We start from the raw sequence: 26020 nt of genomic DNA, 5'->3' as shown, positions 1-26020 counted from the left end.
AATCTAGCGTGACCGGCAGCGGCTCAGGATAGGATTGTCGCGAACCCCCCGTAGGAATTTTCCGATTGATATGACCAAGAGCTTCCAACTAGTATCCGATTTCTCGCCGGCCGGTGATCAGCCGGAGGCGATCCGCCGGCTGATTGAGGGGCTGCGGGATGGCGAGGCGGGGCTGACCCTGCTGGGGGTGACCGGTTCGGGCAAGACCTTCACCATCGCCAACGTGGTTCAGGAGCTGCAGCGGCCCACCCTGGTGCTGGTGCACAACAAGACCCTGGCGGCGCAGCTGTATGGCGAGATGAAGGAGTTTTTTCCGCACAATTCGGTGGAGTACTTCGTCTCCTATTACGACTATTACCAGCCGGAGGCCTACGTTCCCTCCTCGGACACCTTCATCGAGAAGGACGCCTCGATCAACGAGCATATCGAGCAGATGCGGCTCTCCGCCACCAAGGCGCTGCTGGAGCGGCCGGACACCATCATTGTCACCACCGTCTCCTGTATCTACGGCCTGGGTGATCCGCGTTCCTATCTCAGCATGGTGCTACACCTGGTGCGTGGTGATGTGCTGGATCAGCGCGCCATTCTGCGCCGCCTGGCCGAGCTGCAGTACACCCGCAACGATGTGGAACTGCACCGCGCCACCTACCGGGTTCGCGGTGAGCTGATCGATATCTATCCGGCCGAGTCGGACGGGGAGGCGGTGCGGCTGGAGCTGTTTGACGGTGAGGTAGAGTCGATCGCCCTGTTCGATCCGCTCACCGGCGAGATCCTGCGCAAGGTGCCGCGCTACACCATCTATCCCAAGTCCCACTACGTCACCCCGCGCGAGACCCTGCTGGCCGCGGTGGAGCAGATCAAGGTCGAGCTGAAGGAGCGCCTGGAGCAGCTGCGTGAGGCCAACAAGCTGGTGGAGGCGCAGCGCCTCGAGCAGCGCACCCGCTTCGATATCGAGATGATCCTGGAACTGGGCTACTGTTCCGGCATCGAGAACTACTCCCGCTACCTCTCCGGGCGCCAGGCGGGCGAGGCACCCCCAACCCTGTTTGACTACCTGCCGGAGAGCGCCCTGCTGGTGGTGGATGAGAGCCATGTCTCCATCCCCCAGGTGGGCGGCATGTTCCGTGGTGACCGCTCACGCAAGGAGACCCTGGTGGAGTACGGTTTCCGCCTGCCCTCGGCTCTGGACAACCGGCCGCTGCGTTTCGAGGAGTTCGAGCAGCGCTCGCCCCAGACCATCTATGTCTCCGCCACCCCGCGCGCCTACGAACTGGAGCATTCCGGCGCGGTGATCGAGCAGGTGGTGCGCCCCACCGGGCTGGTGGACCCGGAGCTGGAGGTACGTCCCGCCGGCACCCAGGTGGATGATCTGCTCTCGGAGATCAATCTGCGTGTTGCCGTAAAGGAGCGGGTGCTGGTCACCACTCTGACCAAGCGCATGGCGGAGGATCTGACCGACTATCTGAATGACCACGGCATCCGGGTGCGCTATCTGCACTCGGATATCGAGACGGTGGAGCGGGTGGAGATCATTCGTGATCTGCGCCTGGGCGAGTTCGATGTCCTGGTGGGGATCAACCTGCTGCGCGAGGGACTGGACATGCCGGAAGTCTCCCTGGTGGCGATCCTGGATGCGGACAAGGAGGGCTTCCTGCGTTCTGAAGGGGCGCTGATCCAGACCATCGGCCGGGCCGCGCGCAATATCAACGGCAAGGCGATTCTCTATGCCGACCGGGTGACTGGCTCAATGCAGCGTGCGATCGATGAGACCGACCGGCGACGCGAGAAGCAGGTCGCCCACAATATCGCCCACGGCATCACCCCCCAGAGCATTCGCAAGTCGGTGGCCGACATCATGGAGGGGGCGCGCGTCGGCGGCCCCATGTCCGCCAAACGTTTCGCCAAGGTGGCCGAGGAGACGGCGGAGTACGCTGCCTTGTCGCCGAAGCAGATGGCGAAGCGTATCCAGGAGCTGGAAAAAGAGATGTACCAGCACGCCCGCGATCTGGAGTTCGAGGAGGCCGCCCGGCTGCGCGACCAGATCAAGTCACTGCAGGGGAAGGGGCTGCTGGCCTAAGGGCTCGCGCAAAAATAAGTTCCGGTATTCGGTCGCCCCTGGACCCCTCCGCCGGCGTTACACTTTTGGGCAAGGGAACAGGTTTGTCCATGGATGGACTTATGTCGCGGAGGCATGAGGAGTGGTACAGGGATGTACCGTTTACGGAGCCGAGGATGCAATGGTCGGCAGCGACCTTTGCCTGCAAAGCGTGCCTTGCCGGCGTGGCCCAGGAACGCCCTCGGTACTGCGAAATTATTCTTGCGTGAGCCCTAAGCGGTTGGTGCCCCAACTGCCCGGCAGCATGAAACCGAGGATTCGTTCCCCGAGCCGCTGCAGGTAGTAGCCGAGCGGGGTGCAGAGGATCCACGCCACCATCAGTAGCGCCAACAGGCTGGAGCCGACCAGGTTGTCCGACAGCCAGTGGGCGCCGGCCACCATGCGTGGCAGCAGGATCAGCGTGCCGCTCAGGATCGCCGCCACTCCCCAGCGCCAGCCGGCGAAGAACCAGATAGAACCGACCCAGAGCAGGGTGACGATGCCGTGATCACCCGGAAAGCTGCCCTGGGAGGCGTCCTTGGCCTTGATCTGGGGGATCAGTTCACTCAGCCGGTAGACCGGCTCCAGCACCAGTGACGGGCTCGCCCGCTGCACCGCAATGGTCTGTTTGTAGAGATCCACCAGGCCGCCATCCTGACTTAGCAGGATCATTCCGGCCATCACGCCGAACATACTCAGGCGTTCGATACGCGACGCCTTGGGACCGCTGAAAATGAACAGGAAGAAGAACAGGATCATCCCCAGGCCGGTGAGAATATCGGCGGTCTTGGTATTGGCGGCCGCCCAAAACAGGCGTCCCCAATCCCCCTCGGCCAGCAGGCCGTTGAGCAGAAAGAACACGCGGCTGTCCAGGGCATCCCAGAGCGCGCGGGTCGGCTCGAACAGCCAACTGGAGTAGATCAGCAGGCCGGCAACCTGGCAGAGGAGGAAGGGCAGGGGGTACCAGATGCGCGGATTCTGCGGCACGAAAACACTCCGGGGAAAGAAAGAAAACGGTTTTTAGCCCCTATCCCCCGGGAAGTCAACCGGACCCGACTATTCGGTGCGCAACGCCTCGATGGGATCGAGACGGGCGGCCCGCCAGGCCGGCATCACCCCGGCCGCCAGGCCGATCACCGCCGCAATCCCCTCGGCCGCCAGCACGTAGCCCCAGGAGGTGTGGGTCGGCAGTGCCGGTACAGCCACATGCAGCAGCCAGGCGCCGCCGGCGCCGATCAGCAGCCCGGCCAGGCCGCCCAGACTGGCCAACACCACCGCTTCGCCCAGAAACAGCCAGAGAATCTGTTGCCGGAGTGCCCCCAGCGCCCGCAACAGGCCTACCTCGGCGGTGCGTTCGTTGACCGAAATGGTCATGATGGTGAGGATGCCGACCCCGCCCACCAGCAGCGAGATGCCGCCCAGGGCGCCGACCGCCAGGGTGAGGATATTCAGCACCGAGCCCAGGGTCTCCAGCATCTGGTCCTGGGTGGTGATGGTGAAATCCTCGTTGCCGTGGCGGGAGATCAGGTGCTGCTTGATCTGCTCGGCGACCACCGCGCTGTCGACGCCGCTGCGGTAGAGCAGGTCGATCTCCAGCAGCCCCTCCTGGTCGAACAGGGCCATCGCCTTGTGGGTGGGGATATAGACCGCGTCGTCCAGGTCGAAGCCGAGCAGCTGGCCCTTCGATTCCATCACGCCGATCACCCGGAAGCTCTCGCTACCGATGCGCACCCGCTTGCCCAGCGGATTCTCCTGCTTGAACAGCTCGTCGCGGATCTTGCTGCCGAGTACCACGAAGGCGCGGGCAAAACGTGGGTCATCGGCCGGCAGGAAACGGCCCAGTGCCGGCTTCATCCGCCATACGTCGGGTACGGCATCGCTCACGCCATAGACATAGGTGCGGCGGGATCGCCGGTCGAATTCCACCGCGGCATTGCCCTGCACCATCGGCACCACCGCCTGGATATGGGGCAGGCGGGCGAGGCTCTCGGCATCCTCCAGGCTGAGTGGGCGGACGCTGTTGATCAGCGCTCCGGAGATGCCGAAGGTCGCCGACTTACCCGGATTGATGGCAATCAGATTGGTACCGAACTGGGTAAACTCGGCGAGTACATACTTGTTGATCCCTTCGCCGATCGAGGTGAGCAGGACCACCGCGGCGATACCCACGGCGATACCCAGGGCGGTCAGCAGACTGCGGGTACGATGAAAACGTACCGAGCTCAGGGAGAGGCGGATGAAGTCCCGGGCCAGCATCTCAGCGTCCCGCCAGGGCCACGACCGGGTCGAGCCGGGCGGCATGCCGGGCGGGCAGGATGCCGAACAGCAGGCCGGTGGCCAGGGAGATGCCGAGCGCCGCCCCCAGGGACCAGAGGGGGATGAGCAGCGGGAAATCGGGATAGATCCGCCCCATGATCCAGACCCCGCCATAGGCAACCATCAACCCGATGGTCGAGCCGGCTACCGAGAGCAGGCCGGCCTCGATCAGGAACAGGGACAGGATCTCTCCCCGGCGACCGCCCAGCGCCTTCAGCAGACCGATCTCGGCGGTACGCTGGGAGACCGCCACCAACATCACATTCATGATCAGGATGCCGGCCACCGCCAGGCTGATGGAGGCGATACCGGCCACGGTGTAGGTGAGCGAGCGGAAGATGTCGTCGAAGGTGGAGAGCAGGGCGTCCTGGGTGATGACGGTGATATCCTCCTCGTCGTCGTGGCGTTGCCGGATGATGTCGATGACCGCCTGCCGGGCGCGGGAAACCGCCTCGCGGCCCTCCGCCTGCACCAGGATGCGGAACAGTCCCTCGGTGTTGAACAGGCTCTGGGCCGAGGCTACCGGAATCACCGCAATGTCACCGATATCCATGCCGAGCGACTCCCCCAGCGGTTTCAGGATGCCGATCACGCGGAACCGGCGGTCGTGGATACGCACCCACTCGCCAATGGCGCGACGATTGCCGAACAGCTCCTTTTTCAACTTGTCCCCGATCACCGTGACCGCACTCTCCCGGGTCGGGTCGGTTTCGGGCAGGAACTTGCCGCGGGCCAGTTCCAGGTTGCGTATCGGCATCAGGTCGGCCGTGGAACCCATTACGGTGATGTCACGCTCCAGCTGTCGATAGGAGACGGGGGCGGCGCCCAGCACCAGCGGGGCGATCCGCTGGATGGCGCTGCTGCGCTCCAGGGCCAGCGCATCTTCCAGCGTCAGGTCCCGTGGCGTGCCGCCCACCAGCGGCGGGGTGTCGCCGGTGGTCTCGACCTTGCCGGGGATGACGATCACCAGATGGGAGCCGAGGCTGGAAAATTCGTTGGCCACGAAATGCCGCGCCCCCTCGCCCAGGGCCGTCAACACCACCACCGAGGCGACGCCGATGGCCATCGCCAGCAGCATCAGCCAGGTACGGCTGCGTGCCCCGGTGAGGGCACGCAGGCCGAAACCGAAGGCGTCATCCAGCCGCATCAGCCGCTCCCCGTCATTGGGTGCCCAGGATCAATGGCGCCGTCCACCATGCGGATCCGACGTGACGCCCGGCCGCCGATCTCGGGGTCATGGGTGACCACCACCAGGGTGATGCCGCGGCTGTTCAACTGCTCCAGGGTCTGCACCACCTCATCACCGGAGTGCTTGTCCAGGTTGCCGGTGGGCTCGTCCGCCAGCAGCAGGGCGGGTTGCATGATGGTGGCCCGGGCGATGGCGACGCGCTGGCGCTGGCCGCCGGAGAGCTGGTCCGGGCGGTGTCTGGCACGGTCGCTGAGTCCCAGTTGTTCCAGCACCGCGGCGACCCGCCCCGTTCGCTCGGCCGGTTCGACCCCGGCCAGCATCAGCGGCAGTTCGATATTCTGTGCCGCGGTGAGACGCGGGATCAGGTGGAAGGACTGGAACACGAAGCCGATATGGTCGCGACGGGCAACCGCCTGTTCGGTCTCGTTCAGGGCGGTGGTCTCGGTGCCCTGCAGAAAGTAGCGGCCGCTGTCCGGCTGATCCAGCAGCCCGAGGATATTCAGCAGGGTGGATTTGCCCGAACCGGACGGCCCCATGATGGAGAGGTAATCGCCCGCCGCCATCTCCAGGTCGATATCGCGCAGGGCGTGGACCGTCTCGTCACCCACCATGAAACTGCGGTTGATCCGCTCGAGTCGAATCACTTTTGTGGGTCCCTCTTCTGGATCGCCGGCGCGCCATCCTCAAGGCCCTCGATATCCACCGAGGTGATCACCAGGTCCCCCACCTTCAGGCCGGAGAGTACCTCGGTGTGATCCCAGTTGGAGAGGCCGGTCTCGATCTTTCGCTGCTCGATCAGGCCACTGTCGGGCCGCAACAGATAGATCCGGTTCTCGTCGATCACCGCGTCGGTGGGTATGCGCAGGGCGTCCGGTTTGGTTTCGAGAATAATCTCCACATCCGCCGAATAGCCGGCCAGCAGTTGGCGGATATCCTCGGGATTGCTGAATTCCACCTCCACATCGACGGTGCGCGCCTGTTTTTCCCGATCCAGCACATAGGGCGCGATACGCCGTACCTGGCCCGGGAAGGCACGTTTGTCAAAGGCGTCCAGGGTGACCCGCGCCGGCTGACCGACCGCTATCCGCGCCGCGTCCACCTCGTCGATCGGCGCCTCCACGAAGAAACAGCTGATATCGATCAGGTCCACCGCCGGCGGGGTGGGGATGCCGGGTGGCGATGGGGTGACGTATTCGTTCACCTCGCCGTTGATCTCCGCCACGATGCCGTCGAAGGGGGCGAACAGTTGGGTCCGCTCCAGGTTGCTGCGGTTGACATCCACCCGGTCGGACGCCACCCGGGTGGAGGCGTTGGCTGCTTCGCAATCCGCCAGCCGTGATTGGGCATCGGTCTGGGCCTTGTCGATCGCCTCTTCGGATACCACGCCTTTCTGGTGCAGGCGCTGCATGCGGTCGGCTTCGCGTTTTGACACCTGCGCCTGCAGACAGGCCGCCCGGGCGCTGGCCGCCGCCGCCCGGGCCTCCGATTCACTTAGTCGGATCTGGGCCATCAGATCCTTGTTCCAGAGCTGCAACAGCAGGTGGCCCTGCTTGACCAGATCGCCTTCGCGAATATCCAGTTGGGCGATCTGGCCACCGGTGCCGGGCGACAGCTTGGCCCGCCGGCAGGCCTTGACCGTGCCGGCGCGGGTGTTGGCCACGGTTTTTTCAACCAGGCCGAGCTGCGCCGGGGACGTGGTGACAGAGAGCGCTTCGGGGCGGCTGAAGTACCAGATTAGGGTGGCGCCGACGGCCGCCATGATCAGCAGTGCAATGAGGGGTTTGGATTTGAAGGTCACATCGATATCCTTGTTTTTATCCCGCTACAGGCCCGTCCGCTTGAGTGTAGGAGTCTGTCGTACACTATATAGGCTTGCAACCGCTATAAAATCAATACTTACATTCCCCTCCCAGGATCATAGGATCTGTTTTTCGCACTTGCACTACACGCCGAACAGCGTGTATTATTCGCGCTCTTTTACAGGCGCGTAGCTCAGTTGGTTAGAGCACTACCTTGACATGGTAGGGGTCGTTGGTTCGAATCCGATCGCGCCTACCAACACCCAAAAAAGCCTCCGCTGAAACGGAGGCTTTTTTGTCTAGGGCTAGACTTATCCAGCGAAGCACAGGGAGGTGCGGGAGCGGATGTGTCCAGCCCGTGTAGGATGGGTGGAGGAGGTCGGACGTAACCCATCGCCATGCGGCGAGGGGTTAACCGACCTTGCAATCAGGATGGGTAAGCGAAAGCGCATCCACCGCCGCCCGATACAACGACATGTTGCGCATGTCGATTCGGTGGATCAATAGGATCTGTTTTAATTCATGTGGCCTCTCGTATGGGTCACCACTGAGAGAGAGAAAGAATGCCTGTCATTACCCTCCCAGACGGCTCCCAGCGGAGCTTCGATAATCCGGTTTCCGTACACGACGTCGCCGCCTCCATCGGCCCCGGCCTGGCCAAGGCCGCCCTTGCCGGGCGTGTCGATGACCGGTTGGTGGACACCGCCTTTGTGATCGAGCAGGACGGCCGGCTGGCGATCATTACCGATCGGGATGCCGAGGGGCTGGATGTGATCCGTCACTCCACCGCCCACCTGCTGGCCCAGGCGGTCAAGCAGCTGTTTCCCACGGCCCAGGTCACCATCGGGCCGACCATCGAGGAGGGCTTCTATTACGACTTCTCCTACGAGCGCCCCTTCACCCCGGAGGACCTCAAGGCGATCGAGGAGAAGATGAAAGAGCTGGCCAAGGCCGATCTGCCGGTCACCCGTACCGTGATGTCGCGGGATGAGGCGGTGCGGTTCTTCCGCGAGCTGGGCGAGCTGTACAAGGCGGAGATCATCGAGTCGATCCCGGCCAACGAGGATCTCTCCCTCTATACCCAGGGGGATTTTACCGACCTCTGCCGCGGACCCCATGTGCCCAGTACCGGGCGTCTGAGAGCATTCAAGTTGATGAAGCTGGCCGGCGCCTACTGGCGCGGCAACTCCGACAACGAGATGCTGCAGCGGGTATATGGCACCGCCTGGCGGGACAAGAAGGATCTGAAGGAGTATCTGCACCGGCTGGAAGAGGCGGAGAAGCGCGATCACCGCAAACTGGGCAAGGCCCAGGACCTGTTCCATATCCAGGAAGAGGCCCCCGGCATGGTGTTCTGGCACCCCAACGGCTGGACCATCTACCGTGAGGTGGAGCAGTACATCCGCGAGAAGATCCGGCGTGCCGGCTACCGGGAGATCCGCACCCCGCAGATTGTCGACCGCAGCCTGTGGGAGAAGTCGGGACACTGGGACAAGTACCGGGATGACATGTTCACCACCCACTCGGAAGAGCGTGATTTCGCCATCAAACCGATGAACTGTCCCTGTCATGTTCAGGTGTTCAATCAGGGGCTGAAGAGCTACCGCGACCTGCCGCTGCGGCTGGCCGAATTCGGCTCCTGTCATCGCAACGAGGCGAGCGGCACCCTGCACGGCCTGATGCGGGTGCGCAACTTCGTCCAGGATGACGCCCATATCTTCTGTACCGAGGACCAGATTCAGGGAGAGGTCTCGGCCTTTGTCGATCTGCTGTTTGAAGTCTATGCGGATTTCGGCTTCAGCGACATCCAGATCGCCCTCTCCACCCGGCCGGACAAGCGGGTCGGCAGCGATGAGGTGTGGGACAAGGCGGAAAAGGCCCTCGAGCAGGCGCTGAACGCCAAGAACCTGGATTGGCGGCTGCAACCGGGCGAGGGCGCCTTCTACGGGCCGAAGATCGATTTCTCGCTGCGCGACTGTCTGGGCCGGGTCTGGCAGTGCGGTACCATGCAGGTCGATTTCTCCATGCCGGGCCGGCTGGATGCCAGCTATATCGCCGATGACAACAGCCGCCAGGTGCCGGTGATGCTGCACCGTGCGATCCTCGGTTCGCTGGAGCGTTTCATCGGCATCCTGATCGAGGAGTCGGCGGGGGCGTTGCCGCTCTGGCTGGCCCCGAAACAGGCCGTGATCATGGATATCACCGACCGACAGGCCGAATATGTGAAAAAAGTGGCGGAAAAGCTGGATAATCAGGGGTTCAGGGTACAAATAGACTTGAGAAACGAGAAGATCGGCTTTAAAATTCGCGAACATACTCTGGCAAAAGTTCCCTACCTGTTGGTGGTGGGCGACCGCGAGATGGAAAAGGGGACGGTGGCCGTCCGTACGCGCACAGGTGAAGACCTCGGTAGCATGAGCATCGAGGATTTATCACAGCGCATGCGGGATGAAATCAGCCGCCGTTCAAATTAAAGGCTTACCAGTTGAAAGCACCGGTTATCGGTGCTTTTTGTATTGGTAAGGGCCTGGAAAGAAATAACTGTCACAGATTGCGCCGGCCACAGATTTTATTGAAGCGGCCGTTTGCCTTCAAGGCACGGCAAGGCGCGCATAGTTGTTCTATGTAAGTCTTGCCGTAACGCCGAAGGCGGACGAAAAGACCAGCAAGATGTGATAGTTATTGATTGACAGGCCCTAAGCTTTGGGTTCTGTGGAGGAACTGAGTTATCGCTGCACCAAAAAGAAACCGGATGAACGATGAGATCGATGTCCGTGAAGTCCGCCTGATCGGCGCCGATGGCGAACAAATCGGCATTGTCCCGATCGAACAGGCGATGTCTGTCGCGGCCGAGAGTAATCAGGATCTGGTCGAGATTCAGCCCAATGCGGAGCCACCGGTATGCCGTGTAATGGATTACGGCAAGTTTGTCTTCGAGGCGAAGAAGCAGAAGTCCGCCGCGAAGAAGAAACAGAAGCAGGCGCAGGTAAAGGAGATCAAATTCAGGCCAGGGACTGGTGAGGGGGATTATCAGGTCAAACTACGCAACCTGATACGTTTCCTGAATGACGGGGACAAGACCAAGGTTACCATGCGGTTCCGCGGTCGTGAACATGCCCATCGGGAACTCGGTCTGGGGTTGTTGCAACGTGTTGAGGCGGATCTGTCTGAATACGGTGAAGTCGAGCAGCAGCCACAGATGGAAGGCCGACAGATGGTGATGGTTCTGCGTCCCAAAAAGTGAGGGCCCGGAAAGAAATAACTGCTACGTATTGCGCCGGATTTTCGTTTGCCTTCAAGGCACGGCAAGGCGCGCATAGTCGTTCTATGTAAGTCTTGCCGTAACGCCGAAGGCGGACGAAAAGACCAGCAAGACGTTGTAGTTATTTATTGACAGGCCCTGGATATCTTAAAATCAAGATCCAAGGAGCGAGATTGGTTGTCATGGCGGGCCCGCAAGGCCCGGAATGTCGACCCCGGTTCGCGGATTAAATAGCGGAGTTACAGGTAATGCCAAAGATCAAGACAAATCGAGGCGCCGCCAAACGGTTCAAGGTAACCGGTACCGGCGCCATCAAGCGTGGTCAGTCCCACCGTCGTCACATCCTGACGAAAAAGAGCACCAAGCGTAAGCGTCAGCTGCGTTGTCCCGCACAGCTGCACAAAGCCGACGTGGCCGTAGCCCGTCGTATGATTCCATACGCTTAATCCCGATAGGAGACTGAACAGATGCCTCGCGTAAAACGTGGTGTACAAGCACACGCCCGACACAAAAAAGTGCTTAAAGCGGCCAAAGGTTATTATGGTGCCCGCAGAAAGGTCTACCGCGTAGCCAAACAGGCGGTCATCAAGGCCGGCCAGTATGCCTACCGTGACCGTCGCCAGAAGAAACGGGTGTTTCGTGCGCTCTGGATTGCCCGTATCAACGCCGGAGCCCGCACCAATGGGCTCTCCTACAGCCGCATGATCAATGGGCTGAAGAAGGCGGGCGTGGAGATCGACCGCAAGCTGCTGGCCGATCTGGCCATTTTTGACAAGCCGGCGTTTAGCGCCCTGGCAGAACAGGCCAAGGCCAGTCTCTCCAGCTGATAGCTTGTCATTGTGGCCGGGAATTCCGGCGCATGCGTGTGACAACGACAGGGGAAAGGCCTTTTGGTCTTTCCCCTTTTGTTTTGTGTGCAGTGTTAAGTCCTGGCACTGATCCCAGATGAGGACCCTTTTAATGGATTCTGAATCCGATATTGAACTCTCCAGGCTGGTCGATGAGGCGACCGGCCTGATCGCGGCGGCGGAGAAACTGGCGGTGCTGGATGAGGTGCGGGTGCGCTTTCTCGGCAAGCAGGGACTGTTGACGGCGCAACTCAAGCAGCTGGGGAAACTCCCGGCCGCGGAGCGGCCGCTGGCCGGGCAGGCCATCAACAAGGCCAAGCAGCTGCTACAGGGGCTCATTGAGCAGCGCAAGAGTACGCTTGAGCAGCAGGAGCTGGCCTCCCGGCTCGGTTCGGAACGGATCGACGTGACGCTGCCCGGCCGTGGCCGGGGGCAGGGCGGCCTGCATCCGGTGACCCGGACCCTGCAGCGCATCGATGAACTGTTCTCCCGTGCCGGCTTCGCCATCGAAGAGGGCCCGGAGATCGAGGACGACTACCACAACTTCGAGGCGCTTAATATTCCGGCTCACCACCCGGCGCGCGCCATGCACGACACCTTCTATTTCGATGCCCACCTGTTGTTGCGCACCCATACCTCGCCGGTACAGATCCGCACCATGGAGAGTGCCGGGCCACCGCTGAAGATCATCGCCCCGGGCCGGGTCTACCGCTGTGACTCGGATCTGACCCACACCCCGATGTTCCATCAGGTGGAAGGTCTGCTGGTGGACGAGAATGTCTCCTTCGCCGATCTGAAGGGCGTGCTCTATGACTTCCTGCAGAGCTTCTTCGAGCGTGATCTGAAGATCCGCTTCCGCCCCTCCTACTTTCCCTTTACCGAGCCCTCGGCCGAGGTGGATATCGAGTGCGTGATGTGCGGCGGTGAAGGGTGTCGGGTGTGCAGCCATACCGGCTGGCTGGAGGTGTTGGGTTGCGGCATGGTGCATCCCGAGGTGTTCCGCCATGTGGGTATCGACAGCGAGAAGTATACCGGTTACGCCTTCGGTATGGGGGTGGAGCGGCTTACCATGCTGCGCTATGGAGTCAATGACTTACGGCTCTTTTTTGAGAACGATTTGAGGTTTCTCAGGCAGTTTGCCTGATCATCCGCCGACTGTTTCAGGGCCGGTAGGTATTACACGATTTTCGGTGCGCCCTGATTATCAATCGGCAGCACCCTAATAGGATTGGATACGAGATTATGAAATTCAGTGAAGCCTGGTTGCGTGAGTGGGTGAACCCAGCGGTGACGACCACTGAACTGGCGGATCAGCTCAGCATGGCGGGTCTGGAGGTGGATTCGGTTACACCGGTCGCCGGCGAGTTTGCGGGGGTTCTGGTGGGAGAGGTGCTGACCCGCGAGCCGCATCCCAACGCCGACAAACTCAGCCTCTGTACGGTGAATGTTGGGGCGGCCGAGCCGCTGCAGATCGTCTGTGGTGCCGCCAATGTGGCGGCGGGCCTCAAGGTCCCGGTGGCGGTGATCGGCGCGGTGTTGCCGGGCGATTTCAAGATCAAACGCGCCAAGCTGCGCGGGGTGGAGTCGCAGGGCATGATCTGTTCCGCGGCGGAGCTGGGTCTGGCCACCGCTTCCGACGGCATACTGCCACTGGCGGCGGACGCCCCGGTCGGCGCGGATTTCCGGGCCTACCTGGCCCTGGATGACCAGGCTATCGACGTGGATCTGACCCCGGACCGGGGGGACTGTCTCGGTATCGCCGGTATCGCCCGGGAGGTGGGGGTGATCAACCGCACTCCGGTTACCCCGCCGGCCATGGAGCCGGTGCCGGCGGTCAATGAGGAGCGCTTCCCGGTCTCCCTGGAAGCCCCCGAGGGCTGTCCCCGTTATCTGTGCCGTGTGATCCGAAACATCGATCCTGCGGCGCACACCCCGCTGTGGCTGCGGGAGCGGCTGCGCCGCAGTGACCTGCGCCCGATCAGTCCGGTGGTCGACGTGACCAACTACGTAATGCTGGAGCTGGGTCAGCCGATGCACGGCTTCGATCTGGCCGAGCTTGAAGGCGGGATCCATGTACGCATGGCGGAGGAGGGCGAGCCGCTGGTGCTGCTGGACGGCCAGGAGATCACCCTGCGTAGCGATACCCTGGTGATTGCCGATCGGGTCAAGCCGGTGGCCATCGCCGGGATCATGGGCGGGGAGCACTCGGGCGTGACCGGAGAGAGCCGGGATATCCTGCTGGAGAGCGCCTTCTTCAGCCCCACCATCATCACCGGCAAGGCGCGCAGCTACGGCCTGCATACCGACTCGTCGCACCGCTTCGAGCGCGGGGTCGATCCCCAGCTGCAACGGCGCGCGATCGAGCGCGCCACCCAGCTGCTGCTGGCCATCACCGGCGGCGAACCCGGCCCGGTGGTGGAGGCCGCCGTGGAAGCCCATATCGAGCCGCGCCCGGAGATCCTGTTGCGCCGCGATCGGGTTGCCCGGGTGCTGGGGTTGGAGATCGACGACGCGACCATTGCCGACATCCTGACCCGCCTGGAGATGCGCGTCGCGCCGGTCGCCGGGGGCTGGAAGGTGGTGGCGCCCAGCTGTCGCTTCGATATCAGCATCGAGGAGGACCTGATCGAAGAGGTGGGGCGGATCTACGGTTATACCCGGATTCCCACCCGCCGCAGTGCCGCGGCCACGGTGATGCGGGCCGAACCCGAGGTGACCTTCAATCTGCAACGGGCCAAACAGCTGCTGGTGGACCGGGATTACCAGGAGGCGATCACCTACAGCTTCATCAGCCAGGAGATGCACGATCTGATCGACTTCGGCCACGACCCGGTGGTCCTGGCCAACCCGATCTCATCGGATATGTCGATCATGCGCACCACCCTGTGGGCGGGTCTGCTGCAGACGGCGATGTACAATCAGTCGCGCCAGCAGGCGCGTGTCAGAATATTCGAGTCAGGTCTTAGGTTTATTAAGCAAGATTATGAAATTAAACAGGAATTAATGATAGCAGGCCTGCTCTCCGGCGACGCGGAGCCCGAGGGGTGGGGCGTCCCGGCACGGGCGGTCGACTTCTTCGACGTCAAGGCGGACCTGGAGGCGCTGTTCGCGCTGACCGGCTGTCCCGGGGAGTTCCGGTTCCAGGCGGCCACGCACGGCGCCCTGCATCCGGGGCAGAGTGCGGAGATCCTCCGGGACGGCGCCGTCGTCGGCTGGATCGGCAAGCTGCACCCGGAGCTGGAGCGGAAACTGGATCTGACCTCAGGGGTCTATCTGTTCGAGATCGGTGTAAACGGCCTCCTGGAGGGGCGCTTGCCCGCCTTCAGACCGCTCTCCAAGTACCCCTCCATCCGGCGTGATATAGCGCTCGTGGTGGATCAGGCAGTGGACTTTGATGCAATCCGTCAGACAATCCGGGAATCTGTTCCCGAAATTCTGAGAGAAATCCTGCTTTTTGATGTCTATACTGGTGAGAAGGTAGACTCAGGACGAAAAAGTCTCGCTTTGGGCTTGATTTTACAGGAAAGTTCCCACACTCTTACCGATGAAAAAGTGGAAAGCGTGATGGCGCGGGTGATCGCTGCGCTGGCCGATCGCTACAACGCACAACTGAGAGACTGAACATATGGCTTTGACCAAGGCGGATATTGCCGAAAAACTTTTCGATGAGCTTGGCCTGAACAAACGTGAGGCCAAGGAGATGGTTGAAATGTTTTTTGAGAAGGTGCGCATCTCACTGGAGGAGGGCGGACAGGTCAAGTTATCCGGGTTCGGAAACTTTGATCTGCGGGAAAAGAAGGAACGGCCGGGGAGAAACCCGAAAACCGGCGAAGAGATCCCCATCTCTGCGCGAAGAGTAGTCACTTTCCGCCCGGGTCAAAAATTGAAGGCGAGGGTTGAAGCTTATGCTGGAAGCAAGCAGTAATACTGCAGATCTGCCGGCGATACCGGGTAAGCGTTATTTCACCATTGGTGAAGTGAGCGAGCTGTGCGGCGTCAAACCCCATGTACTCCGATACTGGGAACAGGAGTTTACCCAGCTGAAACCGATAAAGCGGCGTGGCAACCGCCGTTATTATCAGCGCCATGATGTGCTGATGATCCGCCAGATACGCAGCCTGCTCTACGATCAGGGTTTCACCATCGGCGGGGCGCGGCAGCAGCTCTCCGGCGAAGGCGCCAAGGAGGATCAGGATCAGAGCCACCAGATCGCCCGGCAACTGCGGACCGAGCTGGAAGAGGTGTTGCAGATCCTCAAGCGCTGAGTCCCGGGGGCTCAGGGCGGCATTGACAATGGGGTGCATACCGCCTAGTATGCGCGCTCAGTTTTCGGGCGGTGGCGCAGTCTGGTAGCGTGCTTGTCTGGGGGACAAGTGGTCGCAGGTTCAAATCCTGTCCGCCCGACCAATTGAAAAAAGGGGGTGTCCGCGAGGACGCCCCCTTTTTTGTTCAGGAACGGCTAGTGGCTGGTGATCGGCCGGCCGTCGGCAGGGTCCCGGATGAGAGTTGAACCATCACCATATTCCAAGGAATAACTGTTTTCATACCAATCGACCATCCCTGATCATGACCCAGTCGCCACCGCCGATGCGGGAACTTCCTTATATCAACGACACCAGTGGACTGTTTGAGCCGCTTGCCGGGCAGCCCTGGGCGGTGTTCCTGGACAGTGGGGCGGGGCGGATGAAACAGGGTCGCTATGATCTGATCGCCTGCGATCCGATGCTAACTCTGGTCACCCGCAATGGTCGGACCGAGATCAGCGGGGCGGACGGTGCCGTGACCATCTCCCGGGAAGATCCGCTGCGTCTGTTGCAGTCGCTGCTGCGGCAATACCGGATCGACAGCCGGGATGCACTGCCTTTCTCCGGCGGGGCGCTGGGTTATTTTTCGTATGACCTGGGACGCTCCCTGGAGCGGCTGCCGGTGATCGCCGGGGACGAGGATCGGCTGCCGGAGATGGCCATCGGGCTCTACGACTGGGCCCTGGTGGTGGACCACCAGGAGCGGCGCAGTCGCCTGGTCGGCGGCGGCTTTGATCCGCGCACGGCGGCAAGCTGGTCACGCCTGACTGAGTGTTTCAGTAGCCTCCCGGCCGCCACGCCACGGGTCCCCTTCCGGGTGACCGGAACGGTCGAGTCGAATATGACCCGGCAGCAGTATGCCGATGCCTTCCACCGGGTGCAGCGCTACATCCGGGCGGGGGACTGCTATCAGGTGAATCTGGCGCAGCGCTTCTCGGTGACCACCCAGGGCGATCCCTGGCTGGCCTACCGGCAGTTGCGTCGGCTGAACCCCGCCCCCTTCTCCGCCTATCTCAACACCCCGGCGGCCCAGCTGCTCTGTTCATCGCCGGAGCGTTTTCTACAACTCAGGGAGGGTGCCGTGGAGACCCGGCCGATCAAGGGCACGGTGGCGCGCGGTGCGGATCCGGCGGAAGATCGGCGGCTGCGGAAAGGTCTGTTGCGGAGTAGCAAGGATCGTGCGGAAAACCTGATGATTGTCGATCTGCTGCGCAATGACCTGGGCAAGAGCAGCGCCCTGGGGAGCGTTGAAGCGGGTGAACTGTTCGCCCTGGAGAGCTACGCCACGGTGCACCATCTGGTCTCCACTATCCGCAGCCGGCTGGCCCCGGGTCGGGATGCGCTGGATCTGCTGCGCGGCTGTTTCCCGGGCGGTTCCATCACCGGCGCCCCGAAACTCCGGGCGATGGAGATCATCGAGCAGTTGGAGCCGGACCGCCGGGGGGTCTATTGCGGTTCCATCGGCTATATTGGATTCGATGGCAACATGGACAGCAATATCGCCATACGCACCATGCAGCATATTGATGGTAGGATGCGCTTCTGGGCTGGCGGCGGCCTGGTGGCGGATTCCGTGCTCGAGACCGAATACCAGGAGACCTTCCACAAGGCGAAAGCCATGCTGCAGTTGTTACAAACAGAATACTCACCTCCCGGGTCTGCCTCGGGCGGCGCTGTTCCGGATCTGAAAACCGGTTGAATCGAAGAGTCCGATGTCGATACGCATTGTCAGCGTGTTCCTGTCACTGCTGGCCCACGGAACAATTTTTTTCTATCTCGGCAGCTTCACCCCGCACGACCGAGCGGAAGCGGCGGCGGGCAAGAGTCTGCGGGTCGCCCTTGTGCGCGCGGAAAACCGGGAGCCGGCAGCGCCTGAACCCGCGTCGGCGGCACCTGAAACCATCCCGGCAGCACCTGAACCCCTGCCGCAGCCGCAACCCGAGGAAGCGGTCTCACAAGCCACGCCGCCACCGGTCGTCTCCCGGGTCGAACCAGAGCCGGTGAAGACACCCCAGGCGTTGCTGGCCAGCCAGTCGCCCAGCGTGGCCGTGCGGCCTGCCGCGAAGCCGCCTGAGCCCGTATCGAAAGCGCGGAAGGAACCCCCGGTACCGCGTACCCAACCGCCGGCCACGGAGCCGGTGATGCCGCAGCCCCCTCCCGCCGTGGAGCCCCTCGCGCCGCGCCTGGCCAGCACCGCACCGGTTAATGGGCGGGAACCGCATGAGACCCCGGAGTCGCCGTCGCCATCCGAGGAGGCGTTGCGGGAGATCGAACGCACCTACATGGATGCCCTGGTTGCCGCGATCGAGCGCCACAAGCGTTACCCGCTGCGGGCGCGCAAGAGGGGCTATGAGGGCGAGGTCCAGGTGCGGTTCACCGTGCTCAGGGACGGCACCATCTCCCGGGTCGTAATCGGCAGCAGCTCGTTTCGCGCCGTCCTGGATCGGGCCGCCTCCCGGGCGGTGCAGGATCTCGGTCGCTTTGCCCCTATCCCGCCCCAGCTGGGGCGCGATCGCTGGGAGTTTCAGGTGCCGATCCGCTTCGCCATAGACTGAACAAGCCTCTGGCCCCGTCATCCTACACCTGGGCAACCATGGGTGATAAATTCCCTTGTGGATTTTCCAGTGTGGCTTACAATAGCAGCCTCTGAAAGGTGCCCGGCATGGGTCAAAAGGGAACAAGGTGAGCCTGATACAGGCAACTCCTTGGCTGTCCTCGCAACTGTAAGCAAGTAATCCGGTCTCATGAAGCCACTGATCCAACGATTGGGAAGGCGACATCGGGTGTCGATCTGCAAGTCAGGAAACCTGCCTTTCACGCGTCGCATTTCTACCGAACGGGGTATTCAGTAGAGCGGTCTTCCGTTAGCTGACGCATTCAGGCAGGTCGGAAACACCTGTACTTGTATGCAGTCCTGCTACGAATCCGGTTCGAACCGGATCCGTCGGCATCCGCAAGTATCTCTTTCCGTCCCGCATTCGTCATCTATGCACTCCCACTGCGGAGTAACGGAGAGACCCGATAATGATCCGTCACAAGTTCTACCCGACAGCCGTTCTATCCACCGCCTTCACCCTGCTACTGCCCATCGACGCCAGCCAGGCTGCGACCTCCCTGGACAGGGTCAATGTGACCGCCAACCGCATGGCCCGGACCATCGATGAGACCCTGGCGGCGGTCACCGTCATTACCCGGGAAGATATCCAGAATAGCCAGGCCAAGGATATCCGCCAACTGCTGGACGGCACCCAGGGGGTGACCATGAGCAGCAACGGGGGGCTGGGCAAAACGACGGGGATCCGTCTGCGCGGTACCGATTCCAAGCACGTGCTGGTATTGATCGATGGCATGCGCATCGGCTCCGCCACCCTCGGCACCGCCCAGTTTCAGGATATCCCCCTGGCCCAGGTTGAACGGATCGAGATCGTCAGAGGCCCCCGTTCCCAGCTGTACGGGGCCGATGCGGTGGGTGGCGTGATCCAGATCTTCACCCGCAAAGGGAGGGCCGGGGAGGGCATTTCGGCCGAGGCGGAGTATGGCTCGCATAATACCCGCCGGGTCGCGCTGGGGGTCGCCGGTGGCCGGGAGCGCGTGGATTACAGCCTGCGGGTGGCCGACCTGCGCTCGGACGGTTTCAGCGCGTTGAAAAACAACAATCCCGACGAGGATGGGTATAACAACCGCTCCATCTCCGGACATCTGGGTTATCGCCTTTCCGACGCGCTGAAGCTGAGCGTCACCGCCCTGCGGGCGACCGGGGAGAACGAGTACGACAGCGCTTGGGGACCGACCGATCTATACGATACCGACTTTGTGCAGCAGGCGGTGAGCGGCAAGCTGGAGTACGCGCCCAGCGAGATCTGGGATATCACCCTCTCCGCGGGCGAGAGCCGGGATGAGACGACCAATTTTACCAACGGCAGCTTCGATTCGGCCTTCGATACCAAGCGCCGCCAGTTCTCCTGGCAGAACGATATTGCGCTCAGTGACGAGAGCGTGCTGACGCTCGGTTTCGATTTCCTGCGCGACCAAGTGGAAGGCACCAGCAGTTACAGTGAGAATCAGCGGGACAACCGGGCGTTGTTTGCCCAGTACCAGACGATGCTCGGCCTGAACGACATCGTCATCGGGCTGCGCCACGATGACAATGAGTCGTTCGGCGACCACAATACCGGCAATATCGCCTGGGGGCGGGAGCTGACGGAAAACCTCCGGCTGGTCGCCTCCTACGGCACCGGATTTCGTGCCCCGACCTTCAACGATCTTTTTTATCAGGACCCCTGGGGTTCGAGCGGCAACCCGAACCTGACACCCGAGGAGTCGCAGAGCGTGGAGCTCTCGCTCCGCGGCAGGCAGTCCTGGGGTGAGTGGAACATCAACCTGTTCCGCACCGAAATCGAGGGGCTGATCGACTGGGTGGAGATCGCCCCCTTCATCTATCAGCCACAGAATGTCGACCAGGCCCGGATCGACGGTCTGGAGGCGGGTGTGAGCACGGAACTGGCCGATTGGCGTCTCGGTGCCAACCTGACCCTGCTCGATCCACGCAATCGTAACACCGGCAAGCTGTTGACCGACCGCAGCGAACGCACGCTGCGGGTCGACATCGACCGGGCATTCGGCAACACCGAGCTGGGCGCAACGCTGCAGGCCCGCAGCCACAGCTACAGCAACGCCACCAACACCCTCGGCACCGGCGGCTTCGCCACCCTGGATCTGCGGGTGGCGCGCCACCTGAGCCCGGACTGGACCCTGCGCGGCCAGGTCCGTAATCTGTTCGACCGGGACTATGAGACCATTCGCACCTATAACACCGGCGGCCGTGAACTGTTCGTCTCGGTTCACTACCAGCCGAAATAGGGGATAATCACCCGGTCTCCTCATCTAACATGCCGAGGGGACCGGGCCAGGATTAATCGGACAGCTTTGTAGGGTGGATAAGCGACAGCGCATCCACCGCGGCGTTGGTGGATGCGCCTACCGGCTTATCCACCCTACGAAACTGTTCGTTTCGGTTCACTATCAGCCGAAGTAGTCCGGTTATTCTTCGGTCCCCGTGGACAGTTTCGTAGGGTGGGTTGGACGCGTCCCGCACAGGGGGTGGCCGTTTGCATGGTTCCGTGTGCGCGCCGTAACCCACCGTTTGACGGTCGGTGGGTCGGTGGGTTACGCGGCGCCCGGGCGTCGTCATGGTGTGGAAGTGTCGTGCCTGTGCGCCGCTAACCCACCCTACGGTGCTGCCCGTTGATATATCTTGCAACGACGCCAAGAACGCCAAGATTTATTGCGCATTTTCTTTGCGATTTTGGCGTCTTTGCGAGAGTATTCTTTTAACGAGTTCGGCAAATTTGAATGGGTAGTCAGGAAACAATATTGCACCGGGGATTACTCACTTGTCTGTTATTGATCGGTATGATCTCGACGGTCGGTGGCGCCGAACATCCCCGACGCGTCGTCTCCGTCAATCTCTGCACCGACCAGTTGCTGTTGATGTTGGGCGAGCCCGGCCAGATCGCCTCGGTCAGCCACCTGGCGCTGGAACCCAACAGCTCCTACATGGCGCGGCAGGCCACGGACTACCCGATCAACCACGGCAAGGCGGAGGAGATCCTGGCCCTGAAACCGGACCTGATCGTGGCCGGGGCCTACACCGACCGGTCGCTGATCGCGCTGCTGAAGAAACTCGGTTACCGGGTGGAGCAGTTTCCGCTCTCATCCAGTATTGATGATATTCGCGACAATATCCGGCTGATGGCCCGGCTGATCGGCAGGGGGGTACGGGGCGAGGCGCTGATCGCCGAAATGGATCGGCGACTGCAACAGGTCACACGACGGCGTCCCGCGGTCCGTCCGCGCGGCGTCTTCTATCAGCCCAACGGCTATACCGGGGGCATCGACACCCTGCAGCACAGCGCCCTGGAGCTGGCCGGCTGGGAGAATATCGCCGCCTCGGAGGGGGTGGTCGGTTATGGCACGATCGATCTGGAACGGCTGGTACTGGCGCGGCCGGAACAGCTGTTCACCTCCTCCTATGCCCCCGGCACCCGTTCCCGGGGACAAGACCAGCTGGAACATCCCGTGCTGCGGCGGCTGACCCGGGGCCGGGCGCCGGTCGAGGTGGGGTACAAGTACTGGATCTGCGGCGGACCGATGATTGCCGACGCCGTGGAGATACTGCACCGGAGCCTGCCGCGATGACCCCGCTGCTGAAACTGCATCAGGGGACCCTGGCGGCGATCCTCGCTAGTCTGGTCTGTCTGCTGTTTGTCACCTCCCTGTTTATCGGTTCCAACCCCTTGCCGGTGTGGCAGGCGGCGCGCGAGAGCCTGCTGGATACGCCCACCGTGATCGGTCTGATCTTCAGTGAGATCCGCCTGCCGCGGGCACTGATCGCGCTGGTTACCGGGGCCACCCTGGGGCTGGCCGGCGCCGCCATGCAGGGGCTGTTGCGCAATCCGCTGGCCAGTCCGGGGTTGATCGGCAGCGCCAGCGGCGCCGCGCTGGGGGCGGTGGGGATGCTCTATTTTGGCTTCGGTACCCTGTTGCCGCTGGCGGTGCCGATGGGCGGCATGGCCGGTGCGCTGCTGGCTACCTTCCTGGTCTACCTGATGGCCGGCCGCGAGGCCGGTTCCCTGACCCTGATCCTGGCGGGCGTGGCTATCAATGCCCTGGCCCTGGCGATGATTTCGCTATTGCTGAATCTGGCGCCCAGTCCCTATGCGGTGCGCGAGATCGTGCTCTGGATGATGGGTTCCATCGCCAATCACAGCATGCACGATTTCTGGACCATGCTGCCCGGGGTCCTGCTGGGTTGGCTGATGCTGCTGGGTACCGGGCGCTCCCTGGATGCGCTGACCCTGGGGGAGGAGACGGCGAGCACCATGGGCATCTCGCTGGTCGTGCTGCGCTGGCGCATCTTTCTGGCAGTGGCACTGTCGGTGGGCTCGGCGGTTTCCATTACCGGCTCCATCGGCTTTGTCGGTCTGGTGGTGCCCCACCTGCTGCGGCCTCTGGTCGGTTACCAGCCCTCGCGGCTGTTGCTTGGCAGCGCCCTGGGCGGCGCCGCGTTGCTGCTGGCGGCGGATATCGCCACCCGGCTGTTTCCGGCCGGCACCGATATCAAAGTGGGCGTGCTGACCTCGCTGGTGGGGGCACCGTTCTTTCTCTATCTTATCCTCAAGAGCCGGCGTTACCAGCTATGAACAGGCTGCACGGTACCAATCTGACCGTTACCCTGGGCGGCGCCTCGATCCTCAAGGGGGTCGACTTCAATCTGCAGGCGGGGGAGATGCTGGGACTGATCGGCCCCAACGGCGCCGGCAAGACCACGCTGCTACGGGTCTTGGCCGGCCTGCTGAAACCCCGCTCGGGAACCTTGCGCTGGGAGGAGGCGGATTATCTGCAGTTGCCGGCCCGGGAGCGGGCCAAGCGGCTCTCTTACCTGGCCCAGAACGGCACCGCCCACTGGCCCATGAGCGTGGAGCGACTGGTCGCCCTGGGACGCCTGCCCCATCTCTCCGACTGGCAGCGGCCCGGGGAGGGGGACGCGATACTGATTGAGCAGGTGATGGCCGAGACCGACCTGGGCGATTTTCGCACGCGGCAGTTCAACACCCTCTCCGGGGGCGAGCGCTCCCGGGTGCTGCTGGCGCGCGCCCTGGTGGCGGAGCCGGAAGTGCTGCTGGCGGACGAGCCGGTCGCCGCCCTGGACCTGGCCCACCAGATCGAGGTGATGTCGCTGCTGCAGTGTTATTGCCGCAAGGGCGGGGCGGTGGTGGTGGTATTGCACGACCTGCGCCTGGCGGCCCACTATTGCGACCGCCTGATGCTGCTGGTGGGGGGCGAAACCCTGGCTGAGGGGAGTCCCGGGTCGGTGCTGACCGGGGAGAACATGGCGCGCGCCTTCGGGGTGCGTCTCAACCGTCAGGCCGCCTCGATCGCCGACACCCTGAAGCTGCCCTGGGAGTTAAGCCGGTGAACGGCTTGCTTCCGACCCCGATGACTCCCTGATGAACCTGCTGCTGCTCAAACCGGAGGACCTGACAGAAACCGATATCGCGGTGATCCGCGATCACCGGCTGCAGCATGTCATCGAGGTGCATCGTGCCCACCCGGGCGACACCCTCAAGGTGGGGCTGCTCGACGGCAACATGGGGCAGGCCGAGATCCTGGCCCTGGACCGACAGCAGGCGACCCTGCGGCTGACGCTGACCGAGCCGCCGCCCGAGGCGCTGCCGCTGACCCTGGTCCTGGCCCTGCCGCGACCCAAGATGCTGCGCCGCTGCCTGCGCATGGTCGCGGAACTCGGCATCAAACGGCTCTACCTGATCCACAGCTTCCGGGTGGAGAAGAGCTACTGGCAGAGCCCCCTGCTGACCGACGGGGAGATACACCGGAGCCTGCTGGAGGGGCTGGAGCAGGCGAAGGATACCCGGCTGCCAACGGTCGGGATCAGAAAACGCTTCAAGCCCTTTGTCGAGGATGAACTGCCCGGACTGCTGATAGGCCACCAGGGCCTGGTGGCCCATCCCTATACCGCCACCGCCGGCGAGCTGCTGCCGCCGCCGCAGCGGCCGCTGGTGATCTGCATAGGACCCGAAGGCGGATTCATCCCCTACGAGGTGGAGAAACTGCTCGCGGCCGGCTGCCTGCCGCTGGACCTGGGCGAGCGGATCTATCGGGTGGAGACGGTGCTGCCGCTGCTGGTGGGGCGCCTGTTCCGGTGATTCTGATCGAAATAGGTTCCTAATTAGAAAGAAAGGTCGGCCAAGTTCCGTCATTCCCGCAGAAGCGGGAACCGCAACCCGAGGTGCCCGCTTCCCGGATTCCGCCGTCGCAGGCGAATACCACCCTTGCTGTTTGGGTGGCCACGGCTCCATCCGGGCTACGGCACTTGGTCATAGGGCGCCCAGTGGACGCCGACGGCCCGCCCTATGGATAGTTTGTAGCCTGGATGGAGCACATACCATGGAACCGGACAGAGGCACGGCCCCGAATGGGCGGAATCCGGGGCAGTGGATCGAGCCCACTTCCCGTCTTCGCGGGAATGGCGGGCGCGGATGCTCCGCTCCGATTCGCGTAGCTGACGTTCATTGCTAATCAGGAATAGGTTTGTATCAGATGCAACTGTTCATGCTAGAATATCAGTCGGTTTTATTTCACATAACTGTTTGAATTAATAATATATTGTATGTTTTTCGACAGCTATCTCTGGGCCTACCTGCTGGCCATCACCCTGCTTACGGTATCGCCCGGCGTGGATACCCTGCTGGTGATCAGGAATACCGTGCGTGGCGGCTTCCGGGATGGGGTGTTGACCAGCGTCGCCATCTGTCTTGGCCTGTTCGTGCATGCCGTGGTCTCCGCCGGGGGGATCTCGCTCATTCTCATGCAGTCGGCCTGGGCGTTTTCGCTGCTGAAACTGGCGGGTGCCTGCTACCTGGTCTGGCTCGGCGGAAAGAGCCTCTACGCCGCCTACCGCGGGGTGAGCGGTCTGAAACTGGAGGAGGGGCGGATCCGGCACCGCCGGGTGTCCGCCTGGACCTCGCTGCGCGAGGGTTTTCTCTCCAATGTGCTGAACCCCAAGACGGTGGTCTTCTACATGGCGTTTCTGCCCCAGTTCATCCAGCCGACCGATCCGGCCCTGGTCAAATCCCTGTTTCTGGCCGGGCTGCATTTTGTCATTGCCAATATCTGGCAGCTGATCCTGGTGCTGATGGTGCGGCGGGCCTTCAACTGGCTCTCGCGTCCGCGGGTCGGGCGCGCCTTCGACAGCCTGACCGGGTCGGTCATGGTCTTCTTCGGTGTTCGACTCGGATTTGATTCCTAGCCATCACTCCGCTTCGAGCCACTCGATGAGGTAGTAGAGACGGAAACCCTCGGACGATCGGGAGGGACCGTAGACCAGCGCCGGATAGCGCTGCTGCGCCACATCCGCCCGGGCGATGGCACTGGCGTGGGAATCCATGATCTCGACACAGTTCTCCGGGAAGCGGGCGCGCTTTTTCCCCGGCACATAGATCACTGCATAGTGTTTTTCTACCACCGAGCTTTCCGGGTCGGCGCCGTGGGTTTTTGGGAAATCCATAAGTTGACTGCCAGTTTCGATCGACCGGCTCAGCTTAACCCGATCCGAAACCGATGAACAATCAGCGCTGCTAATCGCCGGATAGTGCCGGTGGATCATTCGCGGCGGATACCCTTTCGT

Annotated in this window: 23 protein-coding genes, 2 tRNA genes and 1 riboswitch; of the genes, 19 read left to right on the top strand and 6 right to left on the bottom strand. The window is 62.4% G+C overall.

Annotated features, from left to right (window positions below):
- Positions 1–70 precede the first annotated feature (70 nt).
- Positions 71–2077 (top strand): excinuclease ABC subunit UvrB, encoded by a 2007-nt coding sequence (gene uvrB, locus O9K64_RS05360; protein WP_275097047.1) that lies wholly within the window; start codon positions 71–73, stop codon positions 2075–2077.
- Between the two features lie 234 nt (positions 2078–2311).
- Here the strand turns inward: uvrB and O9K64_RS23640 are convergent, their stop codons facing one another.
- The 5 genes from O9K64_RS23640 to O9K64_RS05335 form a co-directional block, all read right to left on the bottom strand.
- Positions 2312–3082: a phosphatase PAP2 family protein gene (locus O9K64_RS23640; RefSeq protein ID WP_275097046.1), complete on the bottom strand. Its 771-nt coding sequence runs from the start codon at positions 3080–3082 to the stop codon at positions 2312–2314.
- A gap of 69 nt (positions 3083–3151) precedes the next feature.
- Positions 3152–4351, bottom strand: coding sequence for an ABC transporter permease (locus tag O9K64_RS05350; protein WP_275097045.1), 1200 nt, complete (start codon positions 4349–4351; stop codon positions 3152–3154).
- Between the two features lies 1 nt (position 4352).
- Complete coding sequence (locus tag O9K64_RS05345) at positions 4353–5558, bottom strand: ABC transporter permease (RefSeq protein ID WP_275097044.1); 1206 nt, start codon at positions 5556–5558, stop codon at positions 4353–4355.
- Complete coding sequence (locus O9K64_RS05340) at positions 5558–6244, bottom strand: ABC transporter ATP-binding protein (RefSeq protein ID WP_275097043.1); 687 nt, start codon at positions 6242–6244, stop codon at positions 5558–5560. The genes O9K64_RS05345 and O9K64_RS05340 overlap by 1 nt, the downstream gene beginning before the upstream one ends.
- Positions 6241–7398: an efflux RND transporter periplasmic adaptor subunit gene (locus tag O9K64_RS05335; RefSeq protein ID WP_275097042.1), complete on the bottom strand. Its 1158-nt coding sequence runs from the start codon at positions 7396–7398 to the stop codon at positions 6241–6243. The genes O9K64_RS05340 and O9K64_RS05335 overlap by 4 nt, the downstream gene beginning before the upstream one ends.
- A 183-nt stretch (positions 7399–7581) precedes the next feature.
- Here O9K64_RS05335 and O9K64_RS05330 point away from each other — a divergent pair.
- From O9K64_RS05330 to O9K64_RS05245, 18 genes are all read left to right on the top strand, one after another.
- Positions 7582–7658: transfer RNA gene (locus tag O9K64_RS05330), tRNA-Val, on the top strand.
- Positions 7659–7962: 304 nt separating this feature from the next.
- The gene (thrS, locus tag O9K64_RS05325) at positions 7963–9873 is read left to right on the top strand and encodes a threonine--tRNA ligase (RefSeq protein WP_275097041.1); all 1911 of its coding nucleotides are present in this window, start codon (positions 7963–7965) and stop codon (positions 9871–9873) included.
- Positions 9874–10151: 278 nt separating this feature from the next.
- A complete protein-coding gene (gene infC / locus O9K64_RS05320; protein ID WP_275097040.1) occupies positions 10152–10643 on the top strand; it encodes a translation initiation factor IF-3 in 492 nt (163 codons plus the stop codon).
- A gap of 266 nt (positions 10644–10909) precedes the next feature.
- A complete protein-coding gene (gene rpmI, locus O9K64_RS05315) occupies positions 10910–11107 on the top strand; it encodes a 50S ribosomal protein L35 (protein ID WP_275097039.1) in 198 nt (65 codons plus the stop codon).
- 21 nt (positions 11108–11128) lie between these two features.
- Complete coding sequence (rplT, locus tag O9K64_RS05310) at positions 11129–11488, top strand: 50S ribosomal protein L20 (RefSeq protein WP_260292522.1); 360 nt, start codon at positions 11129–11131, stop codon at positions 11486–11488.
- Between the two features lie 133 nt (positions 11489–11621).
- Complete coding sequence (pheS, locus tag O9K64_RS05305; protein WP_275097038.1) at positions 11622–12653, top strand: phenylalanine--tRNA ligase subunit alpha; 1032 nt, start codon at positions 11622–11624, stop codon at positions 12651–12653.
- A 59-nt stretch (positions 12654–12712) separates the two neighbouring features.
- Positions 12713–15130 carry a phenylalanine--tRNA ligase subunit beta gene (gene pheT, locus O9K64_RS05300; protein WP_420493154.1) on the top strand — a complete coding sequence of 806 codons (2418 nt, stop codon included), beginning with the start codon at positions 12713–12715 and terminating at the stop codon, positions 15128–15130.
- A 4-nt stretch (positions 15131–15134) separates the two neighbouring features.
- Positions 15135–15434, top strand: a complete 300-nt coding sequence (ihfA, locus tag O9K64_RS05295) for an integration host factor subunit alpha (protein WP_260292519.1) — start codon at positions 15135–15137, stop codon at positions 15432–15434.
- Entirely contained in the window at positions 15415–15774 is a 360-nt protein-coding gene (locus O9K64_RS05290) for a MerR family transcriptional regulator (RefSeq protein ID WP_275097036.1), read from the top strand. Before ihfA ends, O9K64_RS05290 begins: the two co-directional genes overlap by 20 nt.
- Positions 15775–15839: 65 nt before the next feature.
- Positions 15840–15916: transfer RNA gene (locus O9K64_RS05285), tRNA-Pro, on the top strand.
- Positions 15917–16075: 159 nt separating this feature from the next.
- Positions 16076–17512, top strand: a complete 1437-nt coding sequence (gene pabB / locus O9K64_RS05280) for an aminodeoxychorismate synthase component I (RefSeq protein ID WP_275097035.1) — start codon at positions 16076–16078, stop codon at positions 17510–17512.
- A gap of 13 nt (positions 17513–17525) precedes the next feature.
- A complete protein-coding gene (locus O9K64_RS05275) occupies positions 17526–18368 on the top strand; it encodes an energy transducer TonB (RefSeq protein ID WP_275097034.1) in 843 nt (280 codons plus the stop codon).
- Between the two features lie 79 nt (positions 18369–18447).
- Positions 18448–18643, top strand: a riboswitch (cobalamin riboswitch).
- A gap of 194 nt (positions 18644–18837) precedes the next feature.
- Positions 18838–20673 (top strand): TonB-dependent receptor domain-containing protein, encoded by a 1836-nt coding sequence (locus O9K64_RS05270; RefSeq protein ID WP_275097033.1) that lies wholly within the window; start codon positions 18838–18840, stop codon positions 20671–20673.
- Positions 20674–21225: 552 nt separating this feature from the next.
- Positions 21226–22011: an ABC transporter substrate-binding protein gene (locus O9K64_RS05265; RefSeq protein WP_275097032.1), complete on the top strand. Its 786-nt coding sequence runs from the start codon at positions 21226–21228 to the stop codon at positions 22009–22011.
- Positions 22008–23015 carry a FecCD family ABC transporter permease gene (locus tag O9K64_RS05260; protein WP_275097031.1) on the top strand — a complete coding sequence of 336 codons (1008 nt, stop codon included), beginning with the start codon at positions 22008–22010 and terminating at the stop codon, positions 23013–23015. Before O9K64_RS05265 ends, O9K64_RS05260 begins: the two co-directional genes overlap by 4 nt.
- A complete protein-coding gene (locus tag O9K64_RS05255; RefSeq protein ID WP_275097030.1) occupies positions 23012–23791 on the top strand; it encodes an ABC transporter ATP-binding protein in 780 nt (259 codons plus the stop codon). Before O9K64_RS05260 ends, O9K64_RS05255 begins: the two co-directional genes overlap by 4 nt.
- 31 nt (positions 23792–23822) lie before the next feature.
- Positions 23823–24539 (top strand): 16S rRNA (uracil(1498)-N(3))-methyltransferase, encoded by a 717-nt coding sequence (locus O9K64_RS05250; protein ID WP_275097029.1) that lies wholly within the window; start codon positions 23823–23825, stop codon positions 24537–24539.
- A 464-nt stretch (positions 24540–25003) separates the two neighbouring features.
- Positions 25004–25642 (top strand): LysE family translocator, encoded by a 639-nt coding sequence (locus O9K64_RS05245; RefSeq protein ID WP_275097028.1) that lies wholly within the window; start codon positions 25004–25006, stop codon positions 25640–25642.
- 3 nt (positions 25643–25645) lie between these two features.
- Here O9K64_RS05245 and O9K64_RS05240 read toward each other — a convergent pair whose 3' ends face one another.
- A complete protein-coding gene (locus O9K64_RS05240) occupies positions 25646–25900 on the bottom strand; it encodes a hypothetical protein (RefSeq protein WP_275097027.1) in 255 nt (84 codons plus the stop codon).
- Positions 25901–26020: the final 120 nt, after the last annotated feature.

The organism is Sedimenticola hydrogenitrophicus, from assembly GCF_029017505.1.
Classification (GTDB): Bacteria; Pseudomonadota; Gammaproteobacteria; order Chromatiales; family Chromatiaceae; genus Sedimenticola; species Sedimenticola hydrogenitrophicus_A.
Note: the sequence above shows the minus strand (reverse complement) of the source record. Positions and strands in the feature narration are given on the sequence as shown.

What these genes read in the sequence shown, in the direction of transcription:
- uvrB (WP_275097047.1), top strand. Translation starts at nt 71, where the DNA reads ATGACCAAGAGCTTCCAACTAGTATCCGATTTCTCGCCGGCCGGTGAT.
- O9K64_RS05350 (WP_275097045.1), bottom strand. Translation starts at nt 4,351, where the DNA reads ATGCTGGCCCGGGACTTCATCCGCCTCTCCCTGAGCTCGGTACGTTTT.
- O9K64_RS05345 (WP_275097044.1), bottom strand. Translation starts at nt 5,558, where the DNA reads ATGCGGCTGGATGACGCCTTCGGTTTCGGCCTGCGTGCCCTCACCGGG.
- thrS (WP_275097041.1), top strand. Translation starts at nt 7,963, where the DNA reads ATGCCTGTCATTACCCTCCCAGACGGCTCCCAGCGGAGCTTCGATAAT.
- infC (WP_275097040.1), top strand. Translation starts at nt 10,152, where the DNA reads ATGAACGATGAGATCGATGTCCGTGAAGTCCGCCTGATCGGCGCCGAT.
- rpmI (WP_275097039.1), top strand. Translation starts at nt 10,910, where the DNA reads ATGCCAAAGATCAAGACAAATCGAGGCGCCGCCAAACGGTTCAAGGTA.
- rplT (WP_260292522.1), top strand. Translation starts at nt 11,129, where the DNA reads ATGCCTCGCGTAAAACGTGGTGTACAAGCACACGCCCGACACAAAAAA.
- pheS (WP_275097038.1), top strand. Translation starts at nt 11,622, where the DNA reads ATGGATTCTGAATCCGATATTGAACTCTCCAGGCTGGTCGATGAGGCG.
- ihfA (WP_260292519.1), top strand. Translation starts at nt 15,135, where the DNA reads ATGGCTTTGACCAAGGCGGATATTGCCGAAAAACTTTTCGATGAGCTT.
- O9K64_RS05290 (WP_275097036.1), top strand. Translation starts at nt 15,415, where the DNA reads ATGCTGGAAGCAAGCAGTAATACTGCAGATCTGCCGGCGATACCGGGT.
- pabB (WP_275097035.1), top strand. Translation starts at nt 16,076, where the DNA reads ATGACCCAGTCGCCACCGCCGATGCGGGAACTTCCTTATATCAACGAC.
- O9K64_RS05275 (WP_275097034.1), top strand. Translation starts at nt 17,526, where the DNA reads ATGTCGATACGCATTGTCAGCGTGTTCCTGTCACTGCTGGCCCACGGA.
- O9K64_RS05270 (WP_275097033.1), top strand. Translation starts at nt 18,838, where the DNA reads ATGATCCGTCACAAGTTCTACCCGACAGCCGTTCTATCCACCGCCTTC.
- O9K64_RS05265 (WP_275097032.1), top strand. Translation starts at nt 21,226, where the DNA reads ATGATCTCGACGGTCGGTGGCGCCGAACATCCCCGACGCGTCGTCTCC.
- O9K64_RS05260 (WP_275097031.1), top strand. Translation starts at nt 22,008, where the DNA reads ATGACCCCGCTGCTGAAACTGCATCAGGGGACCCTGGCGGCGATCCTC.
- O9K64_RS05255 (WP_275097030.1), top strand. Translation starts at nt 23,012, where the DNA reads ATGAACAGGCTGCACGGTACCAATCTGACCGTTACCCTGGGCGGCGCC.
- O9K64_RS05250 (WP_275097029.1), top strand. Translation starts at nt 23,823, where the DNA reads ATGAACCTGCTGCTGCTCAAACCGGAGGACCTGACAGAAACCGATATC.
- O9K64_RS05245 (WP_275097028.1), top strand. Translation starts at nt 25,004, where the DNA reads ATGTTTTTCGACAGCTATCTCTGGGCCTACCTGCTGGCCATCACCCTG.
- O9K64_RS05240 (WP_275097027.1), bottom strand. Translation starts at nt 25,900, where the DNA reads ATGGATTTCCCAAAAACCCACGGCGCCGACCCGGAAAGCTCGGTGGTA.